The sequence below is a fragment of the Bradyrhizobium viridifuturi genome (assembly GCF_001238275.1).
Lineage (GTDB): Bacteria > Pseudomonadota > Alphaproteobacteria > Rhizobiales > Xanthobacteraceae > Bradyrhizobium > Bradyrhizobium viridifuturi.
The window spans coordinates 236105-255569 of record NZ_LGTB01000002.1 but is presented as its reverse complement, the minus strand read 5'-3'; the positions used below and the strand labels follow the sequence as shown (position 1 = coordinate 255569).

The 19465-nt window shown below is 65.4% G+C and carries 19 protein-coding genes and 2 pseudogenes; 13 read left to right on the top strand and 8 right to left on the bottom strand.

Going from position 1 to position 19465, the window contains the following annotated elements:
* The first annotated feature begins 44 nt into the window (after positions 1 to 44).
* From ALC15_RS03280 to ALC15_RS03240, 9 genes and pseudogenes are all read left to right on the top strand, one after another.
* Positions 45 to 1961: a M3 family oligoendopeptidase gene (locus ALC15_RS03280; RefSeq protein WP_050626032.1), complete on the top strand. Its 1917-nt coding sequence runs from the start codon at positions 45 to 47 to the stop codon at positions 1959 to 1961.
* Positions 1962 to 2211: 250 nt separating this feature from the next.
* Complete coding sequence (locus tag ALC15_RS03275; protein WP_050626031.1) at positions 2212 to 2364, top strand: aa3-type cytochrome c oxidase subunit IV; 153 nt, start codon at positions 2212 to 2214, stop codon at positions 2362 to 2364.
* A 142-nt stretch (positions 2365 to 2506) separates the two neighbouring features.
* Positions 2507 to 3630: pseudogene (locus ALC15_RS03270) on the top strand (Re/Si-specific NAD(P)(+) transhydrogenase subunit alpha).
* Between the two features lie 11 nt (positions 3631 to 3641).
* Complete coding sequence (locus tag ALC15_RS03265) at positions 3642 to 3959, top strand: proton-translocating transhydrogenase family protein (RefSeq protein ID WP_016841609.1); 318 nt, start codon at positions 3642 to 3644, stop codon at positions 3957 to 3959.
* A 44-nt stretch (positions 3960 to 4003) separates the two neighbouring features.
* On the top strand, positions 4004 to 5401 hold the full coding sequence (locus ALC15_RS03260) for an NAD(P)(+) transhydrogenase (Re/Si-specific) subunit beta (protein WP_021078550.1): 1398 nt from the start codon (positions 4004 to 4006) through the stop codon (positions 5399 to 5401).
* A gap of 309 nt (positions 5402 to 5710) precedes the next feature.
* A complete protein-coding gene (locus ALC15_RS03255) occupies positions 5711 to 6517 on the top strand; it encodes an alpha/beta hydrolase (RefSeq protein WP_050626110.1) in 807 nt (268 codons plus the stop codon).
* A 53-nt stretch (positions 6518 to 6570) separates the two neighbouring features.
* Positions 6571 to 7668, top strand: a complete 1098-nt coding sequence (locus ALC15_RS03250) for a calcium:cation antiporter (RefSeq protein ID WP_050626030.1) — start codon at positions 6571 to 6573, stop codon at positions 7666 to 7668.
* Positions 7669 to 7707: 39 nt separating this feature from the next.
* Positions 7708 to 7992 carry a cupin domain-containing protein gene (locus tag ALC15_RS03245; RefSeq protein ID WP_028340624.1) on the top strand — a complete coding sequence of 95 codons (285 nt, stop codon included), beginning with the start codon at positions 7708 to 7710 and terminating at the stop codon, positions 7990 to 7992.
* A gap of 251 nt (positions 7993 to 8243) precedes the next feature.
* Entirely contained in the window at positions 8244 to 9128 is an 885-nt protein-coding gene (locus ALC15_RS03240; protein WP_050626029.1) for a hypothetical protein, read from the top strand.
* Between the two features lie 27 nt (positions 9129 to 9155).
* Here ALC15_RS03240 and ALC15_RS03235 read toward each other — a convergent pair whose 3' ends face one another.
* Positions 9156 to 9734, bottom strand: coding sequence for a tetratricopeptide repeat protein (locus tag ALC15_RS03235; protein ID WP_244485901.1), 579 nt, complete (start codon positions 9732 to 9734; stop codon positions 9156 to 9158).
* 191 nt (positions 9735 to 9925) lie between these two features.
* On the bottom strand, positions 9926 to 10222 hold the full coding sequence (gene rpsU / locus ALC15_RS03230) for a 30S ribosomal protein S21 (RefSeq protein WP_021078544.1): 297 nt from the start codon (positions 10220 to 10222) through the stop codon (positions 9926 to 9928).
* 264 nt (positions 10223 to 10486) lie between these two features.
* Between rpsU and aqpZ the strand changes: the two genes are divergently transcribed.
* A complete protein-coding gene (aqpZ, locus tag ALC15_RS03225; RefSeq protein WP_050626027.1) occupies positions 10487 to 11209 on the top strand; it encodes an aquaporin Z in 723 nt (240 codons plus the stop codon).
* 78 nt (positions 11210 to 11287) lie between these two features.
* Here the strand turns inward: aqpZ and ALC15_RS03220 are convergent, their stop codons facing one another.
* Both ALC15_RS03220 and purE read right to left on the bottom strand, forming a co-directional pair.
* Positions 11288 to 12394: a 5-(carboxyamino)imidazole ribonucleotide synthase gene (locus ALC15_RS03220; RefSeq protein ID WP_050626026.1), complete on the bottom strand. Its 1107-nt coding sequence runs from the start codon at positions 12392 to 12394 to the stop codon at positions 11288 to 11290.
* Entirely contained in the window at positions 12391 to 12879 is a 489-nt protein-coding gene (gene purE / locus ALC15_RS03215) for a 5-(carboxyamino)imidazole ribonucleotide mutase (RefSeq protein WP_050626025.1), read from the bottom strand. Before purE ends, ALC15_RS03220 begins: the two co-directional genes overlap by 4 nt.
* A 145-nt stretch (positions 12880 to 13024) precedes the next feature.
* On the opposite strand from purE, the gene ALC15_RS03210 reads away from it, so the two are divergent.
* The gene (locus ALC15_RS03210) at positions 13025 to 13741 is read left to right on the top strand and encodes a GGDEF domain-containing protein (protein WP_050626024.1); all 717 of its coding nucleotides are present in this window, start codon (positions 13025 to 13027) and stop codon (positions 13739 to 13741) included.
* A gap of 120 nt (positions 13742 to 13861) precedes the next feature.
* On the opposite strand, the gene ALC15_RS03205 is transcribed toward ALC15_RS03210, so the two are convergent.
* The 3 genes from ALC15_RS03205 to ALC15_RS03195 form a co-directional block, all read right to left on the bottom strand.
* On the bottom strand, positions 13862 to 14113 hold the full coding sequence (locus ALC15_RS03205; RefSeq protein ID WP_050626023.1) for a hypothetical protein: 252 nt from the start codon (positions 14111 to 14113) through the stop codon (positions 13862 to 13864).
* An 18-nt stretch (positions 14114 to 14131) separates the two neighbouring features.
* Complete coding sequence (locus tag ALC15_RS03200) at positions 14132 to 14353, bottom strand: hypothetical protein (protein WP_050626022.1); 222 nt, start codon at positions 14351 to 14353, stop codon at positions 14132 to 14134.
* Between the two features lie 186 nt (positions 14354 to 14539).
* On the bottom strand, positions 14540 to 14746 hold the full coding sequence (locus ALC15_RS03195) for a YdcH family protein (RefSeq protein WP_024583705.1): 207 nt from the start codon (positions 14744 to 14746) through the stop codon (positions 14540 to 14542).
* Between the two features lie 240 nt (positions 14747 to 14986).
* Between ALC15_RS03195 and ALC15_RS41430 the strand changes: the two genes are divergently transcribed.
* Positions 14987 to 15172: a YdcH family protein gene (locus tag ALC15_RS41430; protein ID WP_050422666.1), complete on the top strand. Its 186-nt coding sequence runs from the start codon at positions 14987 to 14989 to the stop codon at positions 15170 to 15172.
* Positions 15173 to 15264: 92 nt separating this feature from the next.
* Here ALC15_RS41430 and ALC15_RS03185 read toward each other — a convergent pair whose 3' ends face one another.
* Complete coding sequence (locus ALC15_RS03185; RefSeq protein ID WP_283806231.1) at positions 15265 to 16449, bottom strand: NAD(P)/FAD-dependent oxidoreductase; 1185 nt, start codon at positions 16447 to 16449, stop codon at positions 15265 to 15267.
* A gap of 192 nt (positions 16450 to 16641) precedes the next feature.
* Here ALC15_RS03185 and ALC15_RS03180 point away from each other — a divergent pair.
* Positions 16642 to 19327 (top strand): annotated as a pseudogene (locus ALC15_RS03180) (sensor domain-containing protein).
* Positions 19328 to 19465 lie beyond the last annotated feature (138 nt).

Below are 19465 nucleotides of genomic sequence, written 5' to 3'. Positions count from 1 at the left end.
GCCTCCGCCGACATCTTTCCGACTGAACTAAGGTTACGAACAAGATGACCTCGCGCTCAAAAACTGCTCCGAACAAGTCTGCTCTCAGCAAGGCCGCTCTCCGCAAGGAAGCCGCGTTGCGCAAGACGGGCGCCCAACGCAAACCTGCCACGGGCGGCCCGGCAGCAAAAACGGCAGCCAGCAAGGCCGGCAAGCTTCCGGAATGGAATCTGGCAGATCTCTACTCCGGTATCGACGCGCCGGAAGTGGCGCGCGACCTGCAGAAAATGGATGCAGATTGCGTCGCGTTTGAGACCGACTACAAGGGCAAGCTTGCTGAAAATACCGCCCGCGAAGGCGGCGGAAAGTGGCTCGCCGAGGCTATCAGCCGCTACGAGGCGATCGACGACCTGGCCGGTCGTCTCGGCTCCTATGCCGGCCTGGTCCATGCCGGCGACAGCGTCGACCCGGCGATCTCCAAATTCTACGGCGACGTCTCCGAGCGGTTGACGGCGGCGTCGGTGCACCTCTTGTTCTTCTCGCTCGAGCTCAATCGCGTTGACGATGATGTGATCGAGCGCGCGATGGCCGAGCCGGCGCTCGGCCACTACCGGCCGTGGATCGCGGATCTGCGCAAGGACAAGCCGTACCAGCTCGAGGATCGCGTCGAACAGCTCTTCCACGAAAAGGCGCAGAGCGGCTACGCGGCCTGGAACCGGCTGTTCGACCAGACCATCTCCGGCCTGCGCTTCAAGGTTTCGGGCAAGGAGCTCGCGATCGAGCCGACGCTGAACCTGTTGCAGGACAAGGCGGGCGACAAGCGCAAGGCGGCGGCGCAGGCGCTGGCCAAGACCTTCAAGGACAATGAGCGCACCTTCGCGCTGATCACCAACACGCTCGCCAAGGACAAGGAAATCTCCGACCGCTGGCGCGGCTTCCAGGACGTCGCCGATTCCCGCCATCTCAACAACCGCGTCGAGCGAGAGGTGGTCGATGCGCTGGTCGCCTCGGTGCGCGCGGCCTATCCGAAGCTGTCGCATCGCTACTACGCGCTGAAGGCCGGCTGGTTCAAAAAGAAGAAGCTGCCGCACTGGGACCGCAACGCGCCGCTGCCGTTCGCGGCGACCGGCACCATCGCCTGGCCCGAGGCGCGCAACATGGTGCTGTCGGCCTATAACGGCTTCTCGCCGAGGATGGCCGAGATCGCGGAGCGCTTCTTCGACGACCGCTGGATCGATGCGCCGGTCCGTCCCGGCAAGGCGCCCGGTGCGTTCTCGCATCCGACCACGCCGTCGGCGCATCCCTACGTGCTGATGAATTATCAGGGCAAGCCGCGCGACGTGATGACGCTGGCGCATGAGCTCGGCCACGGCGTGCACCAGGTGCTGGCGGCGAAGAACGGTGCGCTGATGGCGCCGACGCCGCTGACGCTGGCGGAAACCGCGAGCGTGTTCGGCGAGATGCTGACCTTCAAGCGGCTGCTGTCGCAGACCAAGAACGCCAAGCAGCGCCAGGCGCTGCTCGCGGGCAAGGTCGAGGACATGATCAACACCGTGGTGCGGCAGATCGCGTTCTACTCATTCGAGCGCGCGGTTCATACCGAGCGCAAGAATGGCGAGCTCACCGCCGAGCGGATCGCCCAGCTCTGGCTCAGCGTGCAGGGCGAGAGCCTCGGGCCGGCGATCGAGATCAAGCCGGGCTACGAGACGTTCTGGATGTACATCCCGCATTTCATCCACTCGCCGTTCTATGTCTACGCCTACGCGTTCGGCGATTGCCTGGTGAACTCGCTCTATGCGGTCTACGAGCATGCGTCCGAGGGGTTCGCCGAGCGCTATCTCGACATGCTCGCCGCCGGCGGCACCAAGCATTACTCCGAACTGCTGCGGCCGTTCGGCCTCGACGCCAAGGACCCGAAATTCTGGGACGGCGGCCTGTCCGTGATCGCCGGCATGATCGACGAGCTGGAGGCGATGGGCTGAGGCCCATCGGCCTTCCGGCCCGCTCGGGCGAGATTCATTCGGCGCTTTTTGCGCCTCGCGGCATGATCATCCCATGATGTCTGCGTTTGGGAGATCAATCCTGCCCGAGCGGCGGCCGCAGGGCCGTCGCTCAAGGGGTGAATCGGGGACGATTTGCGCTCCAAATCACCCGATAGGGACCGCGCCGTTGCCCTGCCAATCCGTTTGCGGTAATGGCTCGCAGAACGCGAATTTCTGACTGGGGACAGCGATGGCAGACCATAGCGAAGTGGCCTATACGACCGCCGACGGCAATGATTACGTGGCGCATGAGCAGACCTATGAAGGGTTTCTCATGCTGGTCAAATGGGGCACGATCAGCGTCGCCATCCTCCTCATCCTGATGGCCTATTTCCTGGTCTGATCCTTGATCGGCTAGCGGCGCCGCCGTCCCGCGGCGGTGCCGGAATTCCTGTTGAACCCGGCTGTAAAAACCGGGGTATCCAATCTGGCGAAAATAACGCTAGTTTGAAGACGCGTGCGCCGCTCGCGCCGCCGGAGGGCCCATGAAGATCGCCGTTGCCAAGGAAATCGATCCGTCCGAGCCGCGGGTTGCGGTTTCGCCGGACACCATCAAGAAGTTCAAGGCGCTCGGCGCCGAGGTCGCGGTCGAGCCCGGCGCGGGCATCAAGTCGGGCCTGCCTGATTCGGAGCTCACGGCTGCGGGCGCCACGGTGAGCGCCGATGCGCTCAAGGACGCCGACATCATCATCAAGGTGAAGCGGCCCGAGGCCTCCGAACTCTCCAAGTACAAGCGCGGTGCGCTGGTCATCGCGATCATGGATCCCTACGGCAACGAGGCCGCGCTGAAGACGATGGCCGATGCCGGTGTGTCCGCCTTCGCGATGGAGTTGATGCCGCGCATCACCCGCGCGCAGGTGATGGACGTTCTGTCCTCGCAGGCTAACCTCGCCGGCTACCGCGCGGTGATCGAGGGTGCCGAAGCCTTCGGCCGCGCCTTCCCGATGATGATGACCGCCGCCGGCACCGTTCCGGCCGCCAAGGTGTTCGTGATGGGTGTCGGCGTCGCCGGCCTGCAGGCGATCGCGACCGCTCGGCGGCTCGGGGCCGTGGTCACCGCGACCGACGTGCGGCCCGCCACCAAGGAGCAGGTGGAATCGCTCGGCGCAAAATTCCTCGCCGTCGAGGACGAGGAGTTCAAGAACGCGCAGACTGCCGGCGCTACGCCAAGGAGATGTCCAAGGAGTACCAGGCCAAGCAGGCCGCGCTGACCGCCGAGCACATCAAGAAGCAGGACATCGTCATCACCACCGCGCTGATCCCGGGTCGTCCGGCGCCGAAACTGGTGTCGGGCGAGATGGTGAAATCGATGAAGCCCGGTTCGGTGCTGGTCGATCTCGCGGTCGAGCGCGGCGGCAATGTCGAGGGCGCCAAGCCCGGCGAGGTGGTCGAGACCGACGGCATCAAGATCGTCGGCTACACCAATGTCGCCGGCCGCGTCGCCGCTTCGGCCTCGAGCCTGTATGCGCGCAATTTGTTCTCGTTCATCGAGACGATGGTCGACAAGGCCAGCAAGGCGCTCGCGGTCAATTGGGACGACGAGCTGGTGAAGGCCACCGCGCTGACCAAGGACGGCGCCGTCATCCATCCCAACTTCCAGCCGAAGTAAGGAGAGAAGCCATGGAGCATCTCGCGCAGGCCGTTGATCCGTTCGTGTTCCGGCTGTCGATTTTCGTTCTCGCCGTGTTCGTCGGCTATTTCGTGGTGTGGTCGGTGACCCCCGCGCTGCACACGCCGCTGATGAGCGTGACCAACGCGATCTCGTCGGTGATCGTGGTCGGCGCGCTGCTAGCGGTCGGCGTCGGCATGGTGTCGAGCGGCTCGGGCTGGGCCCGCGGCTTCGGCTTCGTCGCGCTGATCTTCGCCTGCGTGAACATCTTCGGCGGCTTCCTCGTCACCCAGCGCATGCTGGCGATGTACAAGAAGAAAGCCAAGTAACGGCAACCACCTCGGGGTGATGTAAGAATTTGGGGGGACCTGAGATGAGCGCCAATCTCTCTGCACTGTTGTATCTCGTGGCGGGGGTGCTGTTCATCCTGTCGCTGCGCGGCCTGTCGAGCCCGGCGTCGTCGCGCCAGGGCAACATGTTCGGCATGATCGGCATGGCGATCGCCGTCGCCACCACGCTGGCCAGCCATCCGCCGGCCGACGGCGTGGCCTGGCTGCTGGTGATTGTCGCGGTCGCGATCGGCGGCGGCATCGGCGCCGTGATCGCGCGCCGGGTGCCGATGACCTCGATGCCGGAACTGGTCGCCGCGTTCCACTCGCTGGTCGGCATGGCCGCGGTGCTGGTCGCCGCCGGCGCGTTCTACGCGCCCGAGGCGTTCGACATCGGCACGCCCGGCAACATCCATCCGCAGAGCCTGGTCGAGATGTCGCTCGGCGTCGCGATCGGCGCGCTGACCTTCACCGGCTCGGTGATCGCGTTCCTGAAGCTCTCCGCACGGATGAGCGGCGCGCCGATCATCCTGCCGTTCCGCCACGTCATCAACATCGTGCTGGCGCTGGCGCTGGTGTTCTTCATCGTCGGCCTCGTGCTGTCCGGCAGTGCGTTCGACTTCTGGATGATCACGATCCTGGCGCTGGCGCTCGGCGTGCTGATGATCATCCCAATCGGCGGCGCCGACATGCCGGTCGTGATCTCGATGCTGAACTCCTACTCCGGCTGGGCCGCGGCCGGCATCGGCTTCACGCTCGGCAACTCGGCGCTGATCATCACCGGCGCGCTGGTCGGCTCGTCGGGCGCGATCCTGTCCTACATCATGTGCCACGCGATGAACCGCTCGTTCATCTCCGTGATCCTCGGCGGCTTCGGCGGCGAGACCGCGGCGGCCGGCGGCGGCAGTGGCGAGCAGAAGCCCGCCAAGCTCGGCTCCGCGGATGATGCGGCCTTCATCATGAAGAACGCTTCCAAGGTCATCATCGTGCCCGGCTACGGCATGGCGGTGGCGCAGGCCCAGCACGCGCTGCGCGAGATGGCCGACCTGCTGAAGAAGGAAGGCGTCGAGGTGAAGTACGCCATTCACCCGGTGGCGGGCCGCATGCCCGGCCACATGAACGTGCTGCTGGCGGAAGCCAACGTGCCCTATGACGAGGTGTTCGAGCTCGAGGACATCAACTCGGAGTTCGCCCAGGCCGACATCGCCTTCGTGATCGGCGCCAACGACGTCACCAACCCGGCGGCGGAAGAGGACAAGACCTCGCCGATCTACGGCATGCCGGTGCTGCAGGTCTGGAAGGCCGGTACCGTGATGTTCATCAAGCGCTCGCTGGCCTCGGGTTATGCCGGCATCGACAATCCGCTGTTCTACCGCGACAACACCATGATGTTGCTCGGCGACGCCAAGAAGGTCACCGAGAACATCGTCAAGGCGATGTAGGGCAAGCGGCGAATGGCGCTGAACCGGGAGTGGCATCGAGAACATCGCATGCCGCTCCCCGCCACGCACGAGCAGCGCATCAGGCGGCATGTGACGCTTGCGAATGTTTGCGCTTGCCGGCCTGTTCCCGACAGCATCAGGCTCGAGGTCGAAAAGCTGCTCAATTCCAGGCGCAGGCCAATCCCGGCGGCCGCTGAAGACCAAGGCCGGGACCAAAAACCGCAAAACAACCCCATGCAAAGTAGCAATGGGGTCTCACATCACCCTACACACCAAACCTAGAGCTGCAGGCGAGATTTGCGCGTGGTTCTGACGATCCTGAAATGGCTGCTGATCGTCGCGGTGGTCGTGTATCTCGGTGGCCTTGCGGTGCTCTACGTCAAGCAGCGCGAGCTGCTGTTTCCGGCTCCGCCAGTCGGGCGCACGGCGCCGGCAGCCGCCGGCCTTCCCGAAGCGGAGGAGCATGTCCTGACCACCGCCGACGGCGAGAAGGTCATCGTCTGGCACGTGCCGGCCAAGCCGGGCCGGCCGGTCGTGCTGTTCTTTCCGGGCAATGGCGATTTCCTCGCCGGCCGCGTGGGGCGCTTCAAGGGCATCATCGCCGACGGGACCGGACTGGTGGCGCTGTCCTACCGCGGCTACGCCGGCTCGAGCGGATCTCCGAGCGAGCAGGGGCTGCTGCAGGACGCCGCAGCGGCCTACGCGTTTACCACCGCGCGGTACCGCGCCGAGCAGATCGTGGTCTGGGGCTTCTCGCTCGGAACCGGTGTTGCGGTCGCGCTCGCCGCCGAGCATCCGGTCGGCAGGCTGATCCTGGAAGCGCCCTATACCTCGACGGCCGACGTCGGCGGCGCACACTTCTGGTTTGTGCCGGTCAGCCTGCTGATGCGCGATCAATTCCACTCCGACCGGCGAATCACAGGCGTGACGGTGCCGCTCCTGATCATGCATGGCTCCGACGATCCGGTGATCCCGATCGCCTTCGGCGAGCGCCTGTTTGGCCTCGCCCATGAGCCGAAGCAGTTCGTGCGTCTGCCCGGCGGCGGGCACGACAATCTCGACGATTTCGGTGCGATGGAGACCGCGAGGCGGTTCATCAACGCCGCAAGAGGCTGACGGCGCCGATTGTCTATCGCATAATCGGGTCCAGCGAAGTGAGGGGACCCACGATGAGCGCACACGGACCGATGCCGCGGTCGGCCTGGCTGTATCCTGTTCTGGCGGTGCTGTTGTTTGCCGCGGTCTCGGCCTCCGGCTACGGCTTCGCGCCATCGGCCGGGGGGTGGGGGTTCGCGGTCGTGCTGCTGGTGATTCTGTTCGGCACCGTGTTTGCGGCGGTCCACCATGCCGAGATGATTGCCGAGCGGATCGGCGAACCGTTCGGCACGCTGCTGCTGACGCTGGCCGTGACCATCATCGAGGTGGCGCTGATCTCGACCATCATGCTGGGCGATACGCCGGCGCCGACGCTGGCGCGCGACACCGTGTTTGCGGTGGTGATGATCGTCTGCAACGGCCTGGTCGGGCTCTGCATCTTCATCGGCGGCATCCGCTACCGTGAGCAGGATTTCCAGATCACCGGCGCCAACCTTTACCTCAGCGTGCTGTTCGTGCTCGCGACCATCACGCTGGACATGCCGAATTTCACGCTGACCGCGCCCGGCCCGATCTACTCCACAGCCCAACTCGCCGTGATCAGTGTCGTGACCCTGCTGCTCTATGCGGTGTTCCTCTACACCCAGACCATCCGCCACCGCGATTACTTCGTTAGCGGCGCCAACGAGGCGGCGGCGCATGGCGAGGTGATGTCGGACCGTGAGACCGCGATCAGCGTCGTCCTGCTGCTGGTGTCGCTGCTCGCGGTGGTGCTGCTGGCCAAGAAATTCTCGCTGGTGGTCGATGTCGTCACCGTCAAGATCGGTGCGCCGCCGGCCTTTGCCGGCCTGGTGGTGGCCGCCCTGATCCTGCTGCCGGAGAGCGTTGCGGCCGTGGCGGCGGCGCGCAAGAACGACCTGCAGAAGAGCATCAACCTCGCCCTCGGCTCCTCGATCGCGACCATCGGGCTCACGGTTCCCGCGGTCGCCATTGCCGCCTCGGTGCTCGACAAGCAGCTGGTGCTCGGGCTCAGCAACCAGCATATGTTGATCCTGCTGCTGACCTTTATGGTCAGCATGCTGACCTTCGGAACCGGCCGTACCAACATCCTGTTCGGACTCGTTCACATGGTGGTGTTCGCGGTGTTCGTGTTCATGGTTTTCGTGCCGTAGGGCATGATCCGCTCAAGCAAGAAACTCGGAGAAAAGACGATGCTCAGCGCAAAATCGGATGTGCAGGTGGATACGGCGGAGGTTCGCGTCACCGAATGGCGGCTCGCGCCGGGCAGCGCCACCGGCCACCACACCCATGAGATGGATTACGTCATCGTCCCGATCACGGCCGGGGAGATGACCATCGTGGCGCCGAACGGCGAGCGCTCGAAGGCGCAACTTGGGGCCGGCAAGTCCTATTTCCGCAAGGCCGGAGTCCAGCACGACGTGCTCAACGAGACCGCCAGCGAAATCGTGTTCCTGGAGGTCGAACTCAAGCCCTGACGCCGTGCTTAACCCTGCGCGCGTCGAATGGCAGGTGCGAGCCGTCGCGGCTGTGGAAATTCATAACCCGTTAACGGCTGCACGATGAATTAAGAGGTGGATGCGGCCTACGCAGGGGGCGCCTCCGGCTGAAACCAAAGTGACACCAAAGGTGACGTCGGAACGGGGGTTTGCCACCGATCCGTCGCAGTTGATCCCTGAATGTGCCTCAAAGTTCCAGCATGAAATAACGGGGCGGGGAGTGGCAGGTCATGCTGAGTTACCTGAAGAAATTTGTGATGGACATCTTACCCTCGGTGGCAGCGACCATCATCGGGGCGTACATCGTCAATCACTACATCGTGGCCAAGCCGGAAGCGCCGGCCACCGCAGCCTTGACCGCCGCCGTTGACCCCAAAGCCGCCGCCAAGCCCGCCACCGTGGTCAGCAGCCTCCCGGAAGCCGGCGTGAAGGCCAAGGGCATGTCCGAGCGTACGCTGATCGAGCGGTCGGCGTCGGAGAAGGCGACCGTCACCGAGAAGCCTGCCGAGAAATCCGCCGACCAGAAGTCTGACACCCCGGCCGATACCGCCAGCATCCCCGCCGACGCCCGTCATCATCCGGCGGCGCCGAAGGCGGTCGCGAAGGTGACGCCCGCCGCGCCGCAGCCGGCCGCGCCCGCCACGTCAGCCGCACCGGCCGAGGCCGCTGCCACGCCGGAGGAGAACCGCGACGCCAATGATCTGGCGCGCGCTGCCATCGAGCGGCTGCGCAAGGAGCGCCCGCAGGAAGCGGCGCGTTCCCAGGATGCTGCGCGCTCCCAGGATGCGCAGCGCACCGATCTTGCCCGCCTGCCTGACGCGCAGCGCCCCACTGCTTCGTCGGCGATCCGGCCGTTGCCGCCGCCGATCATGGTGTCGAACCCGTCCAGCGACAATGCCGAACAATCCTCGCAGCCGCGTCCGCCCTACGCCGCCAACGCGCAGGATTCGAACCGGCTGACCCCGCCGGCCGACATTCCTGTCCCGGTGATCCAGGCGCCGCTCGACCTGCGCGCCGAGGCGGTCATGCCGGCGCCGAAGAATGAGCGCAGCTCGGTGACCGACGACATGTTCTCCGGCATGAAGTCGATGTTCCACGCCGTCCTGCCGAAGTAAGCGTCCTGCCGAAGCCAGCCTGAGCGACTATCCGCCGGTGCGCGCCAGCCCGCTGCGCGCATTGCCGTCATTCGGCCGCAGCGCCAGCACGCGATTGTAGGACGCCGCCGCCTTGGCCTTGTCGCCGAGCCGCTCATAGGCCTGGCCCCGGGCGCTCCACGCCGCAACATTGTTGGGATCGGCCTGCACCGCCTCATCGAGGTCGGTGGCAGCCTGCTTGGCCTTGTCGAGCGCGAGGTAGCTGGTGGCGCGGCCGACCAGCGGCTCGGCCTTCTGCGGCGACAGCCCGCTGGCCGCCGTGAAATCGTCGATCGCCTGCTGATGTTGCCCGCGGCCCTGATAGATCAGGCCACGGCCGTACAGCGCCTGGATGTTGTAGGGGTCGGAGGTCAGCGCCTGCTCGAACTCCGCCTGCGCCTCGTCGACCTTGCCGGAATGCGCCAGCACCTGGCCGCGCGTGGCGTGATCCCTGGCGCTGTTGATGTCCTGCGGGGTGATGGTGTCGGCAGCCGGCTTGTCGGCGGTGGCGGCCGGTTTCGGCTTGTCGTCCGAACCCCATGACCCGAGGTCGAAGGAGCAGCCCGCAAGCGGCAGGCCGAGAATCACTGCGATGATGAGTTGCGCCGCGGGACGGCGTCGCGTTGGTGCCGGAAGGAGGAGGCGGGGTGCCGGAGCATCCGTCATGCAAAATGCTCTTGCCGGTAATCTTGCATGGGTGCCCCGGAACGCGGCCTGCTTCAAAACGACAACGCGGGCCTGTGGCCCGCGCTGTTAGACTTCCAGATCGGCAAAACGGTTCAGCGGGGGCCGCGACCAGCGCCAGCACCACCGGGACGGCCGCCGCGGTCGCCACCGGGACCAGCGCCGAACACCGGCTTCGGCTTCATCGGCAGCAGGCCTTCACGCTGCAGCTTCTTGCGCGCCAACTTGCGAGCGCGGCGCACGGCTTCAGCCTTTTCGCGAGCCTTCTTCTCAGAGGGCTTTTCGTAGTGACCGCGGAGCTTCATCTCGCGGAAAATGCCCTCGCGCTGCATCTTCTTCTTCAGCGCCTTCAGGGCTTGGTCGACATTGTTATCGCGGACGAGAACCTGCACGCGGCATCCTCTTTTGAATTGATCGGTTCGGAATTCTGGCGAGGTAAAGGGGCGGCAAAAGGCCTGCCTCTTAACCCTAGGCGCGCGCATGTATCAGACAAACGCGCAGATGTCCACCGGTCGAGTGACTTTCGGGCCTAGTAAAGCCACGAAATGGGGCGAAAATGCCATCGTGCGGCCCTGATTTGGGTGATTTGGCGCCCGGTTGAGGGCCGCTCCCGGCGTTTTGGATAACCCGGGCATTGGAAATAGGGGAGATGGCACATGGATATGAAGAAGTATGCAGCCGAGCTGATCGGTACGTTCTGGCTCACATTCGCGGGTTGCGGCAGCGCGGTCATCGCGGCCGGCTTTCCGCAGGTCGGAATCGGCCTGGTCGGCGTATCATTGGCGTTCGGGCTCAGCGTGGTGACCATGGCCTACGCGATCGGCCATATCTCGGGCTGCCACCTCAACCCAGCGGTGACGGTCGGGCTCGCTGCGGGCGGGCGTTTCCCGGGCGGCCAGGTGCTGCCCTACATCATCGCGCAGGTTGTGGGCGCGATCGTCGCGGCCTGGCTGCTCTATGTGATCGCGAGCGGCGCGCCCGGCTTCGATGTCAGCAAGGGCTTCGCCTCCAACGGCTATGACGCGCATTCACCGGGCCAGTACAGCATGGTGGTGTGCTTCATCATGGAGGTCGTGATGACCATGATGTTCCTGTTCGTCATCATGGGATCGACCCACGGCAAGGCGCCGGCCGGCTTCGCGCCGCTCGCCATCGGCCTCGCGCTGGTGATGATCCATCTCGTCAGCATTCCCGTCACCAACACTTCGGTGAACCCGGCGCGCAGCACCGGGCCGGCGTTGTTCGTCGGCGGCTGGGCGCTGGCGCAGCTCTGGATGTTCTGGGTCGCGCCCTTGATCGGCGGTGCGCTCGGCGGCGTGATCTATCGCTGGCTCAGCGACGAGCCGACCGGCGTCGTCGCCGGCGTCAAGACTGCGTGATCTGCGAGCGGGATCGTGGCTGCCACGATCCCGACGACGCTAGAGCGCAGTGAAGATCTCATCGCGCTCTAGCAGAGTTCACGGCTTGCGCGGCGGCGTCACTTCGGTGACGTGCCCCATCTTGCGGCCGGGACGCGGCGTGCCCTTGCCGTACAGATGGACGGTGGCGCCGGGGACGGTGAGCCACTGCTCGTAGCTCAGGATGTCGTCGCCGATCAGGTTGGTCATGGTGACCTCGCCATGGCGCACCGGCTTGCCCAGCGGCCAGCCGGCGATCGCGCGGATGTGCTGCTCGAACTGCGAGATCGAGGCGCCGTCGAGCGTCCAGTGACCGGAATTGTGCACGCGCGGTGCGATCTCGTTGACCAGCACCGTCGCCGCCTTGCCGTTGCCGGGCACCACGAACAATTCCACCGCGAGCACGCCGACATAGTCGAGCGCCGACGCGATCCTTTCCGCGATCGCGCGCGCCTGCGCGGCAAGCTCCGCGGGAATCGCGGCCGGCGCGCGGGATATCTTCAAAATGTGGTCGCGATGCTCGTTCTCGGTGACGTCGAAGCACTCGACCTCGCCGGACGCGGAGCGGGCTGCGATCACCGAGATCTCGCGCTCGAACGGCACGAAGGCCTCGAGGATCGCCGACTTGGTGCCGAGATCGTCCCAGACCTGCTCGAGGTCATCGCCCGCGCGGATGATGGCCTGACCCTTGCCGTCATAGCCGAAGCGGCGGGTCTTGATCACGGCAGGCAGCCCGATCCGCTCGATCGCGCTGCGCAGCGTGGCGACCGAGGAGACGTCGGCATAATCGGCCGTGCCGATGCCGAGCTTGCTGATGAAATCCTTCTCGATCAGCCGGTCCTGCGTGGTCTCGAGGATCTTGTACGCCGGCAGCACCGGGCGGCGCGCGGCGAGCACCATCGCGGTCGCGGCCGGGACGTTCTCGAATTCATAGGTGACGACGTCGACGTCGTTGGCGAACAGTTCGAGCGCCTCGACGTCGGCATATTCCGCGCAGGTCGCGTGCTGCACCACGTCGAACGCCGGCGAATCCGGATCCGGCGAGAACACCTGGCAGCGCAGCCCGAGGCGCGCTGCGGACATCGCCAGCATCCGGCCCAATTGTCCGCCGCCGAGGATTCCAATGGTGTCGCCCGGCTTCAGCTTCACGAGGTTTGAAGCCGTCACGCCGAGCCCTCCGGATGTTCGTTGACCGCATCGGTCTGCTGCTTGCGCCAGGCCGCAAGGCGAGCCGACAAAGCAGGATCGTTGAGCGCGAGCACGCTCGCCGCGAGCAGCGCGGCATTGATCGCGCCGGCCTTGCCGATGGCCAGCGTCCCGACCGGGATGCCGGCCGGCATCTGCACGATCGAGTACAGCGAATCGACGCCGGACAGCGCCTTCGACTCGACGGGAACTCCGAACACCGGAAGCTCCGTCAACGCGGCCGTCATGCCCGGCAGATGCGCGGCGCCGCCGGCGCCGGCAATGATCACCTTGTGCCCCGCAGCCTTGGCGCCCTTGGCAAAGGCATAGAGGCGATCCGGGGTGCGGTGCGCCGAAACGATGCGCGTTTCGCAGGCAACACCCAGTGCGGCCAGGGTCTCGGCGGCATGGCGCATGGTTTCCCAGTCGGACTGGCTTCCCATGATGATGGCGATCGGAGCGGTCATCTCTTCAATTCTGTGCAGGAATCCAAAAGCATAGGCCGATTATAGGGACGGCCCGGTTCTCATCCAAGGCGTGGCAAGGGAGTCAGAATGGACTATCCTGTCTTGGTGAATCCCGGCAAGCCTTCATAAGCAGGCCTCAACAAGGATGCGCATGAAGAAAAAGACGACGGCGGCCGCCTCAGGGGCCGCAAAACGACGGAAAGGCGCGCCCGCCGCGCGCAAACCGGGGCCGGGCAGAACTGGAACCAAGGGGACTGGCGAAAAAGCGGTTGGAACCGAAGCGCCCACGCGGGGCGCGGTCGCATCCGGCGACAAATCCACCATCCGCAGATTGCGGGCGCAACTGGCGCGGGCCCAGGCCCGGATCGAGGAGCTGCAGGCCTCGGCCGAGACCGACTTCCTGCTCGACATCTTCAATCGCCGCGGCTTCGAGCGCGAGCTCGCCCGATCGCTCTCCTTCATCAAGCGCTATCAGGCCTCCGGCGCGCTGATCGTGCTCGACGTCGACCGCCTCAAGCCGATCAACGATGCCTTCGGGCACGCGGCCGGCGACGAGGTGCTGAAGAGGATCGTTGCCGCGATATCCGACCAGGTGCGCGCCTCCGACGTGGTCGGTCGTCTCGGTGGCGACGAGTTCGCGGTGCTGCTGTGGAATCTCAGCGAGACCGATGCCCACGCCAAGGCAGCTGCGCTGGAAGATGCGATCGACCGCCTGACCTTCGTGTTCCGCGACAGCCAGGTCTCCGCAGGCGCCTCCGCAGGCGTTGCGATCCTCACCGCACATTCGGATCTCGATCGCGTTCTCGATGAGGCCGACCGCGCGATGTATGTGCGCAAGGCGCAGCGGCGCCACGAATCCTAGCGGTAATCCTAGCGGTAATCCCAGGGGTTTTCCGTTCCGATCAATCGCCACGGCCTGGATTTCCTGACGCGTTTTCTTCACGCGAACCGGCCGCCGCTTCGCGCGAAAACGCCCTGGGATCTACAGCGCGCTGAGATCCTCGGGCACATTGCCGTAGGCCCGCAGCAGCTTGGCATCGCCGAATTCGCCGATCGCCGGATCGCCGGATCGGCTGAACGCGACGGCGCCGATGCTGCCGGGCATCCGCGACATCGTCTCCGCGCGGCGCAGCGCGATCGCCGAGCTCTGGCACTCCTCGGCGTTGCCGGCGACCGGCGTGCCGTCGTCGTCCTGCATGAAGGGCAGCGCCACGTAGTAGGTCACGTCAGCCATTGCTGTGCTCCTCGATGGTCAGGCGGCATCGCTCGCCACGTCGCTCGCCGACTGGGTCCGCGCCGGCACGCAGCCGGCGGTGATCGCGGCCTGCAATTCCTCGAGCTCGGCTTCCAGATATTCGTTGGCCATGATCAGCGCCTTGATGGTGCTGCGCAGGTTGCCGTCGCACATCGCGATCGCCTGATCGCAGGCCTTCTCGTAGTGGGTGTGCTCGGGCAGGGACGGGGGTGCGGACATGGCGAAACTCCCTCTGATGGCTTGCGGCTGGGCCGGCATGTTCTTATTTTGTTCTTTTGGAGTCAAGCGCCGAAAGCCTTGTGCGGGTTCGTTGCCGCGAACGTGAAGCCAGCGAGGCGCTGTGGATGACGGGGAAAACCTGCCGCCGGGCCTGAACCAGCCGGCCGCCGAAGCGAAGGGGCGCACTCAGGCGATGATGTCGGGCGTGATCTGATCTTCGATGAAGGCGATGCGGTCGCGCAGTTGCAGCTTCCGCTTCTTCAAGCGCTGCAACATCAGGAGATCCGGCGCTGGCGACTGATGCAACGCGTCGATCGCGGCATCGAGGTCGCGGTGCTCTTGTTGCAGACGCGCAAGCTCGGCGAGGAGTTCGCGCTCATCCTGATCGTTCATGGTTGTGTATTAACTGGTAAGCACGACGAGGTTGTCGCGGCCGAAGCAGCCGCTTACCGGAATATCCTCCCTGCGCGCGCGCCGCGCAAGCTGAACCGGTTCCATAGTCACGATTGGTTACAGATAAACCGAAATGCGTGTCTGCGGCATTTCGCGTCCCCTATCGACAGTGCCGCCCACTTGTGTACACTTGGGAGTCCGGATCGAACCTGAGGTTTAACGCACCGAGGAGAGTTCGCAATGGCAATCCAGGCCCATCTCGTTGAGCTGGAGCGTAAACACAAAATACTCGAGAACGAACTGCACGAAGCGCTCGTTCACCCCTCTGTAGACGACCTGCACATTTGCGAGCTGAAGCGCCGCAAGCTGATGGTCAAGGATCAAATCGAGCGGTTGCGACTTTCCGCCGACGACACGGTCCACTAAGCCAAGTCCCCGCAAATCAGCGAATAATCTGGCCTTTCACCGAGGGATCAACGCCCGACCGCGTTTCCCTCGGGAGGCTTCGCTGCGTTTGCTCAGAGTTCCGCGAGCGCGCCGACATGGTCGGCCAGCGCGAGCGATGACGTCAACCCGGGCGATTCAATCCCAAACAGGTTGATCAGACCGGCGACGCCGTGTTCGGCTGGCCCCTGGATCAGGAAATCCTGCGTCGCCACCGCCGGCGGCACGATCTTGGGCCGGATTCCCGAATAGCTCGGCATCAGCGCGCCATCCGGCAGGGTCGGCCAGTACTTCCGGATCGCCGGATAGAACCGTTGCGCCCGATCAGGATCGACGGCGTAATCGATGCGATCGATCCACTCGACGTCGGGGCCGAACCTTGCCTGTCCAGCCATGTCGAGCGTCAGGTGCACGCCGAGCCCGCCGGGCTCCGGCACCGGATAGATCAGGTGCGAGAACGGCGCCTTGGCGCTGCAGCTGAAGTAGTTGCCCTTGGCCAAATAGGCGGTTGGAATCAACGCGATGGGCATGCCCTCGACGCTGCGCGCGACCGCCGTCGCGCCGAGGCCGGCGGCATTGACCAGAAGATCGCAGGCCAGCGTCATGGGAGCCGCGCCGCCGGCTTCGATCTCGAACCCGTTAGCCGTTGCCCTGGCGTGGAGCAGCGGCGTATGGAAAGCGAACGCCGCCCCGGCCGCCTCGGCGTCGCCGAGCAGCGCCAGCATGTAAGCATGGCTGTCGATAATCCCGGTCGAGGGCGACAGCAGCGCCGCATCGCAGTTCAGCGCCGGTTCCAGCGCCCGCGCCGCCTCGCCGGACAACAGCTGCATGTCGTCGACGCCGTTGGCCGCGGCATGGGCCCGGATCGACTGCAGTTTCTCGGTCTCCGCCGGTGTGGTGGCGACGATCAGCTTGCCGCAATTCTTGTGCGGGATGCCGTGCTCGGCGCAGTAGCGGTACAGCGCCCGCTTGCCGCTGACGCACATCCGCGCCATCAGGCTGCCGGCCTTGTAGTAGATGCCGGCGTGGATCACCTCGCTGTTTCGCGACGAGGTCACCGTGCCGATCCCTTCGGCCTCCTCGATCACAATCACCTCGCGGCCGGCCTGTGCCAGCCGGCGCGCCACGGCGAGGCCGATCACCCCCGCACCGACGATCACGCAATCAACCCTGTCCATCTTGTCCTTCAGGTCCGAACATTTCCGCGCAGCCACGCCTTGGCCGTTGCCGCCAACATCGTTCTGCCGATCCGATCGCATTCGGCAAGTGCTTATTAGACAAGTACTTGGGCCATCTCAATTAGTTGGGGAGCCATGCCCTGTTAGTGGAGCATTAATCATGTCAGGGCAATTGCCGCATATTAAGTGGCATATTCCAGTTGCATCCGTACGCGTTTACCCGATCCAAACCGCCGGAGCCGGACACTCGCCCCGGAAATCCGCGGGTGATTAATGGCTGGCAGGAAGTGGCAGGCGGGCGGGAAGAATTCGATTCCGGCAAGGGCCCTCCTTTGCCTGATCGCCGCCGTCGTGCCGTTCAGCGTAGCCCGGGCCGCCACCGCCGCCTTCGCGCCGTCGACCTATCTGGGTGACCTCGATCCGGGTGTGGTCTGGGAGCTCCTGATCGGCAGCGTGGTGGTCGCATCCTTCCTCGGTGCGATCGGGCTCTGGGTGCTCTCGGCCCTGCGCAAGGCCAAGCGCGCGCAACTGCGACGCAACGCCTTCGTGTCGTCGGCGCTCAACCATCTGAACCAGGGCGTGGTGATGACCGATGCGCAGGAGCGCATCGTGTTCTGCAACGACCGCTATCTCGACATCTACGGCCTGTCGCGCGCCGACATCCGGCGCCACATGACCGGCACCGAACTGCTGGAGCTGCGCCGCGACCGCGGCGTGCTCGACGTCAGCGCCGCGGATTTCTTCGCCAGGGCCGCAGCGCCCGAAGGGCTGGTCACCGAACTGCCCGGCGGCAGGTCGGTGCTGGTGAGATATTTTCCGCTGCCGAACGGCGGCTCGGTGGCGACCCATCTCGATTGCACCGACCAGCGCCAGCTGTCGCGCAAGCTGGCCTCGACCACGCAGTTCCTCGAATCCGTGCTCGACAACGTCCCGGTCTGCGTCGCGGCCAAGAACATCGAGGACGGCCGCTACATCTTCGCCAACCGCGCGTTCGAGCGCTTCTCGCGGTTCTCGCGCGATCACATCGTCGGCAAGCGCGCCGACGAGATCTTCCGCCCCGAGACCGCGCTCAGCATCGATGCTGCCGACCGCGCGGCGCTGGATGCGCCGGAGGGCTATCACCGCAGCGAGTTCTTCGTCGAACGCGGTGCGGAGAAGCGCATCCTGGCGTCGAACCGGGTGATCGCCCGCAACGAGGCCGGCGAGCCGGAATTCCTGATCGCGTTGTTCGAGGACGTCACCGACCGCCGCTCGCTGTCGCGCGAGCTCGAGAACAACAAGAAATTCCTCGAGCTCGTGGTCGACAACATCCCGGTCTCGCTGATCGTGCAGCGCGTCAGCGACGGTCGCTATCTGCTGGCCAACCGCAGCGCCGAGACGATCCTCAACCGCCGCCGCGAGGATGCCGCCGGCCTCACCGCGTCCGACATCTTCACGCGCGCGAAGCCAAGCTGATCGTCGCCCGTGACGAGGCCGCGATCAGGAAGCGCAGCATGATCGCCGAGGAGCATCCGATCTCGACCAAGGACGGCCTGCGGCTGTTCCTGACCCGCCGCATGACCGTGCTAGACGATGCCGGCGAGCCGCAATATCTGATCAAGACCCATGAGGACGTCACCGACCGGCGCCAGACCGAGTCACGGATGGCGCACATGGCCTATCACGACGGTCTGACCGATCTGCCGAACCGCGCCGCCTTCCTGCAGGCGCTGACCCAGATGATCGAGGCCTGCGACGGCACCGACGAGGAATTCGCCGTGCTCTGCGTCGACCTCGACGGGCTGAAGGAGATCAACGACGTCTACGGCCATGCGATGGGCGACAAGGTGCTGATCGAGGTCGCGCAGCGCTTGCAGAACGTGGCGCGCGGCGGCGTGGTCGCACGGCTGTCCGGCGACGAATTCGGCCTCATCATCGACGGCCAGCAGCCCGTCGCGGGCATCGCGCTGGCGGAGCAGGCCGCCGAGGCGCTCGGGCAGGATTTCCTGATCGACGGCAAGTCGGTGCGGACCGGGCTCACCGCCGGGATCGCCGTGTTCCCGCACAATGGGTCCGACGCGGCCTCGCTGCTGGCCAATTCGGGCGCGGCGCTGTTCCGCGCCAAGGCGAAGTCGCGCGGCACGATCTCGATCTTCGAGCCCGAGATGGACCAGCAGATCCGCGATCGCCGCGTGCTGCATCAGGAACTGTCGGTCGCGATCAAGAACGGCGAATTGTCGCTCTACTACCAGCCGCAGGCGGCTGCGGGCCCGAGCGTCGCGGGCAGCCAGATCATCGGCTTCGAGGCGCTGGCGCGCTGGCACCATCCGGTGCGCGGCTTCGTGCCGCCCAGCGACTTCATCCCGCTCGCGGAAGAAAGCGGCCTGATCGTCGAGATGGGCGAATGGATCCTGCGCGAAGCCTGCCGCGAGGCGGCCTCGTGGGCGGTGCCGATGCAGGTCGCCGTCAACCTGTCGCCGGCGCAATTCACCCATGGCGACCTCGTCGGCCTCGTCCATTCGATCCTGCTCGAGACCGGGCTGACGCCCGACCGCCTCGAGCTCGAAATCACCGAGGGCGTGCTGATCGAGGATTTCGACCGCGGCCTGTCGCTGCTGCGGCGGCTGAAGGCGCTCGGCGTGCGCATCTCGATGGACGATTTCGGCAGCGGCTATTCCTCGCTGAGCTACCTGCAGGCGTTTCCGTTCGACAAGATCAAGATCGACCGCGCCTTCGTCATCAATCTCGGCCGCAACCCGCAATCGGCCGCGATCGTGCGCGCGGTGATCGATCTCGGCCACGGTCTTGAAATGTCGATCGTCGCCGAAGGCGTCGAGACCGAGGCGCAGCTCGGCTCCTTTCGGAAGAGGGCTGCGACGCGGTGCAGGGCTATTTGATCGGTCGGCCGGCCCCGATCAGTCAATTTGCCGCGCTGGTCGGCGGCGACCGGTTGGCCGAAACCGTGCGCAAGGCCGGGTAAACCGGCCTGAAGCGTCAGGTCGGCCCCGCCGGCTGCGCTTGCCATCGGTTGCGCGTCCAGCTAAATCTCGGCGCACCACAACTTTTTGGCCGAGAAAGGAGGGCTGCTTCGTGGCGAGATCTAGCGATCCCCACCTCA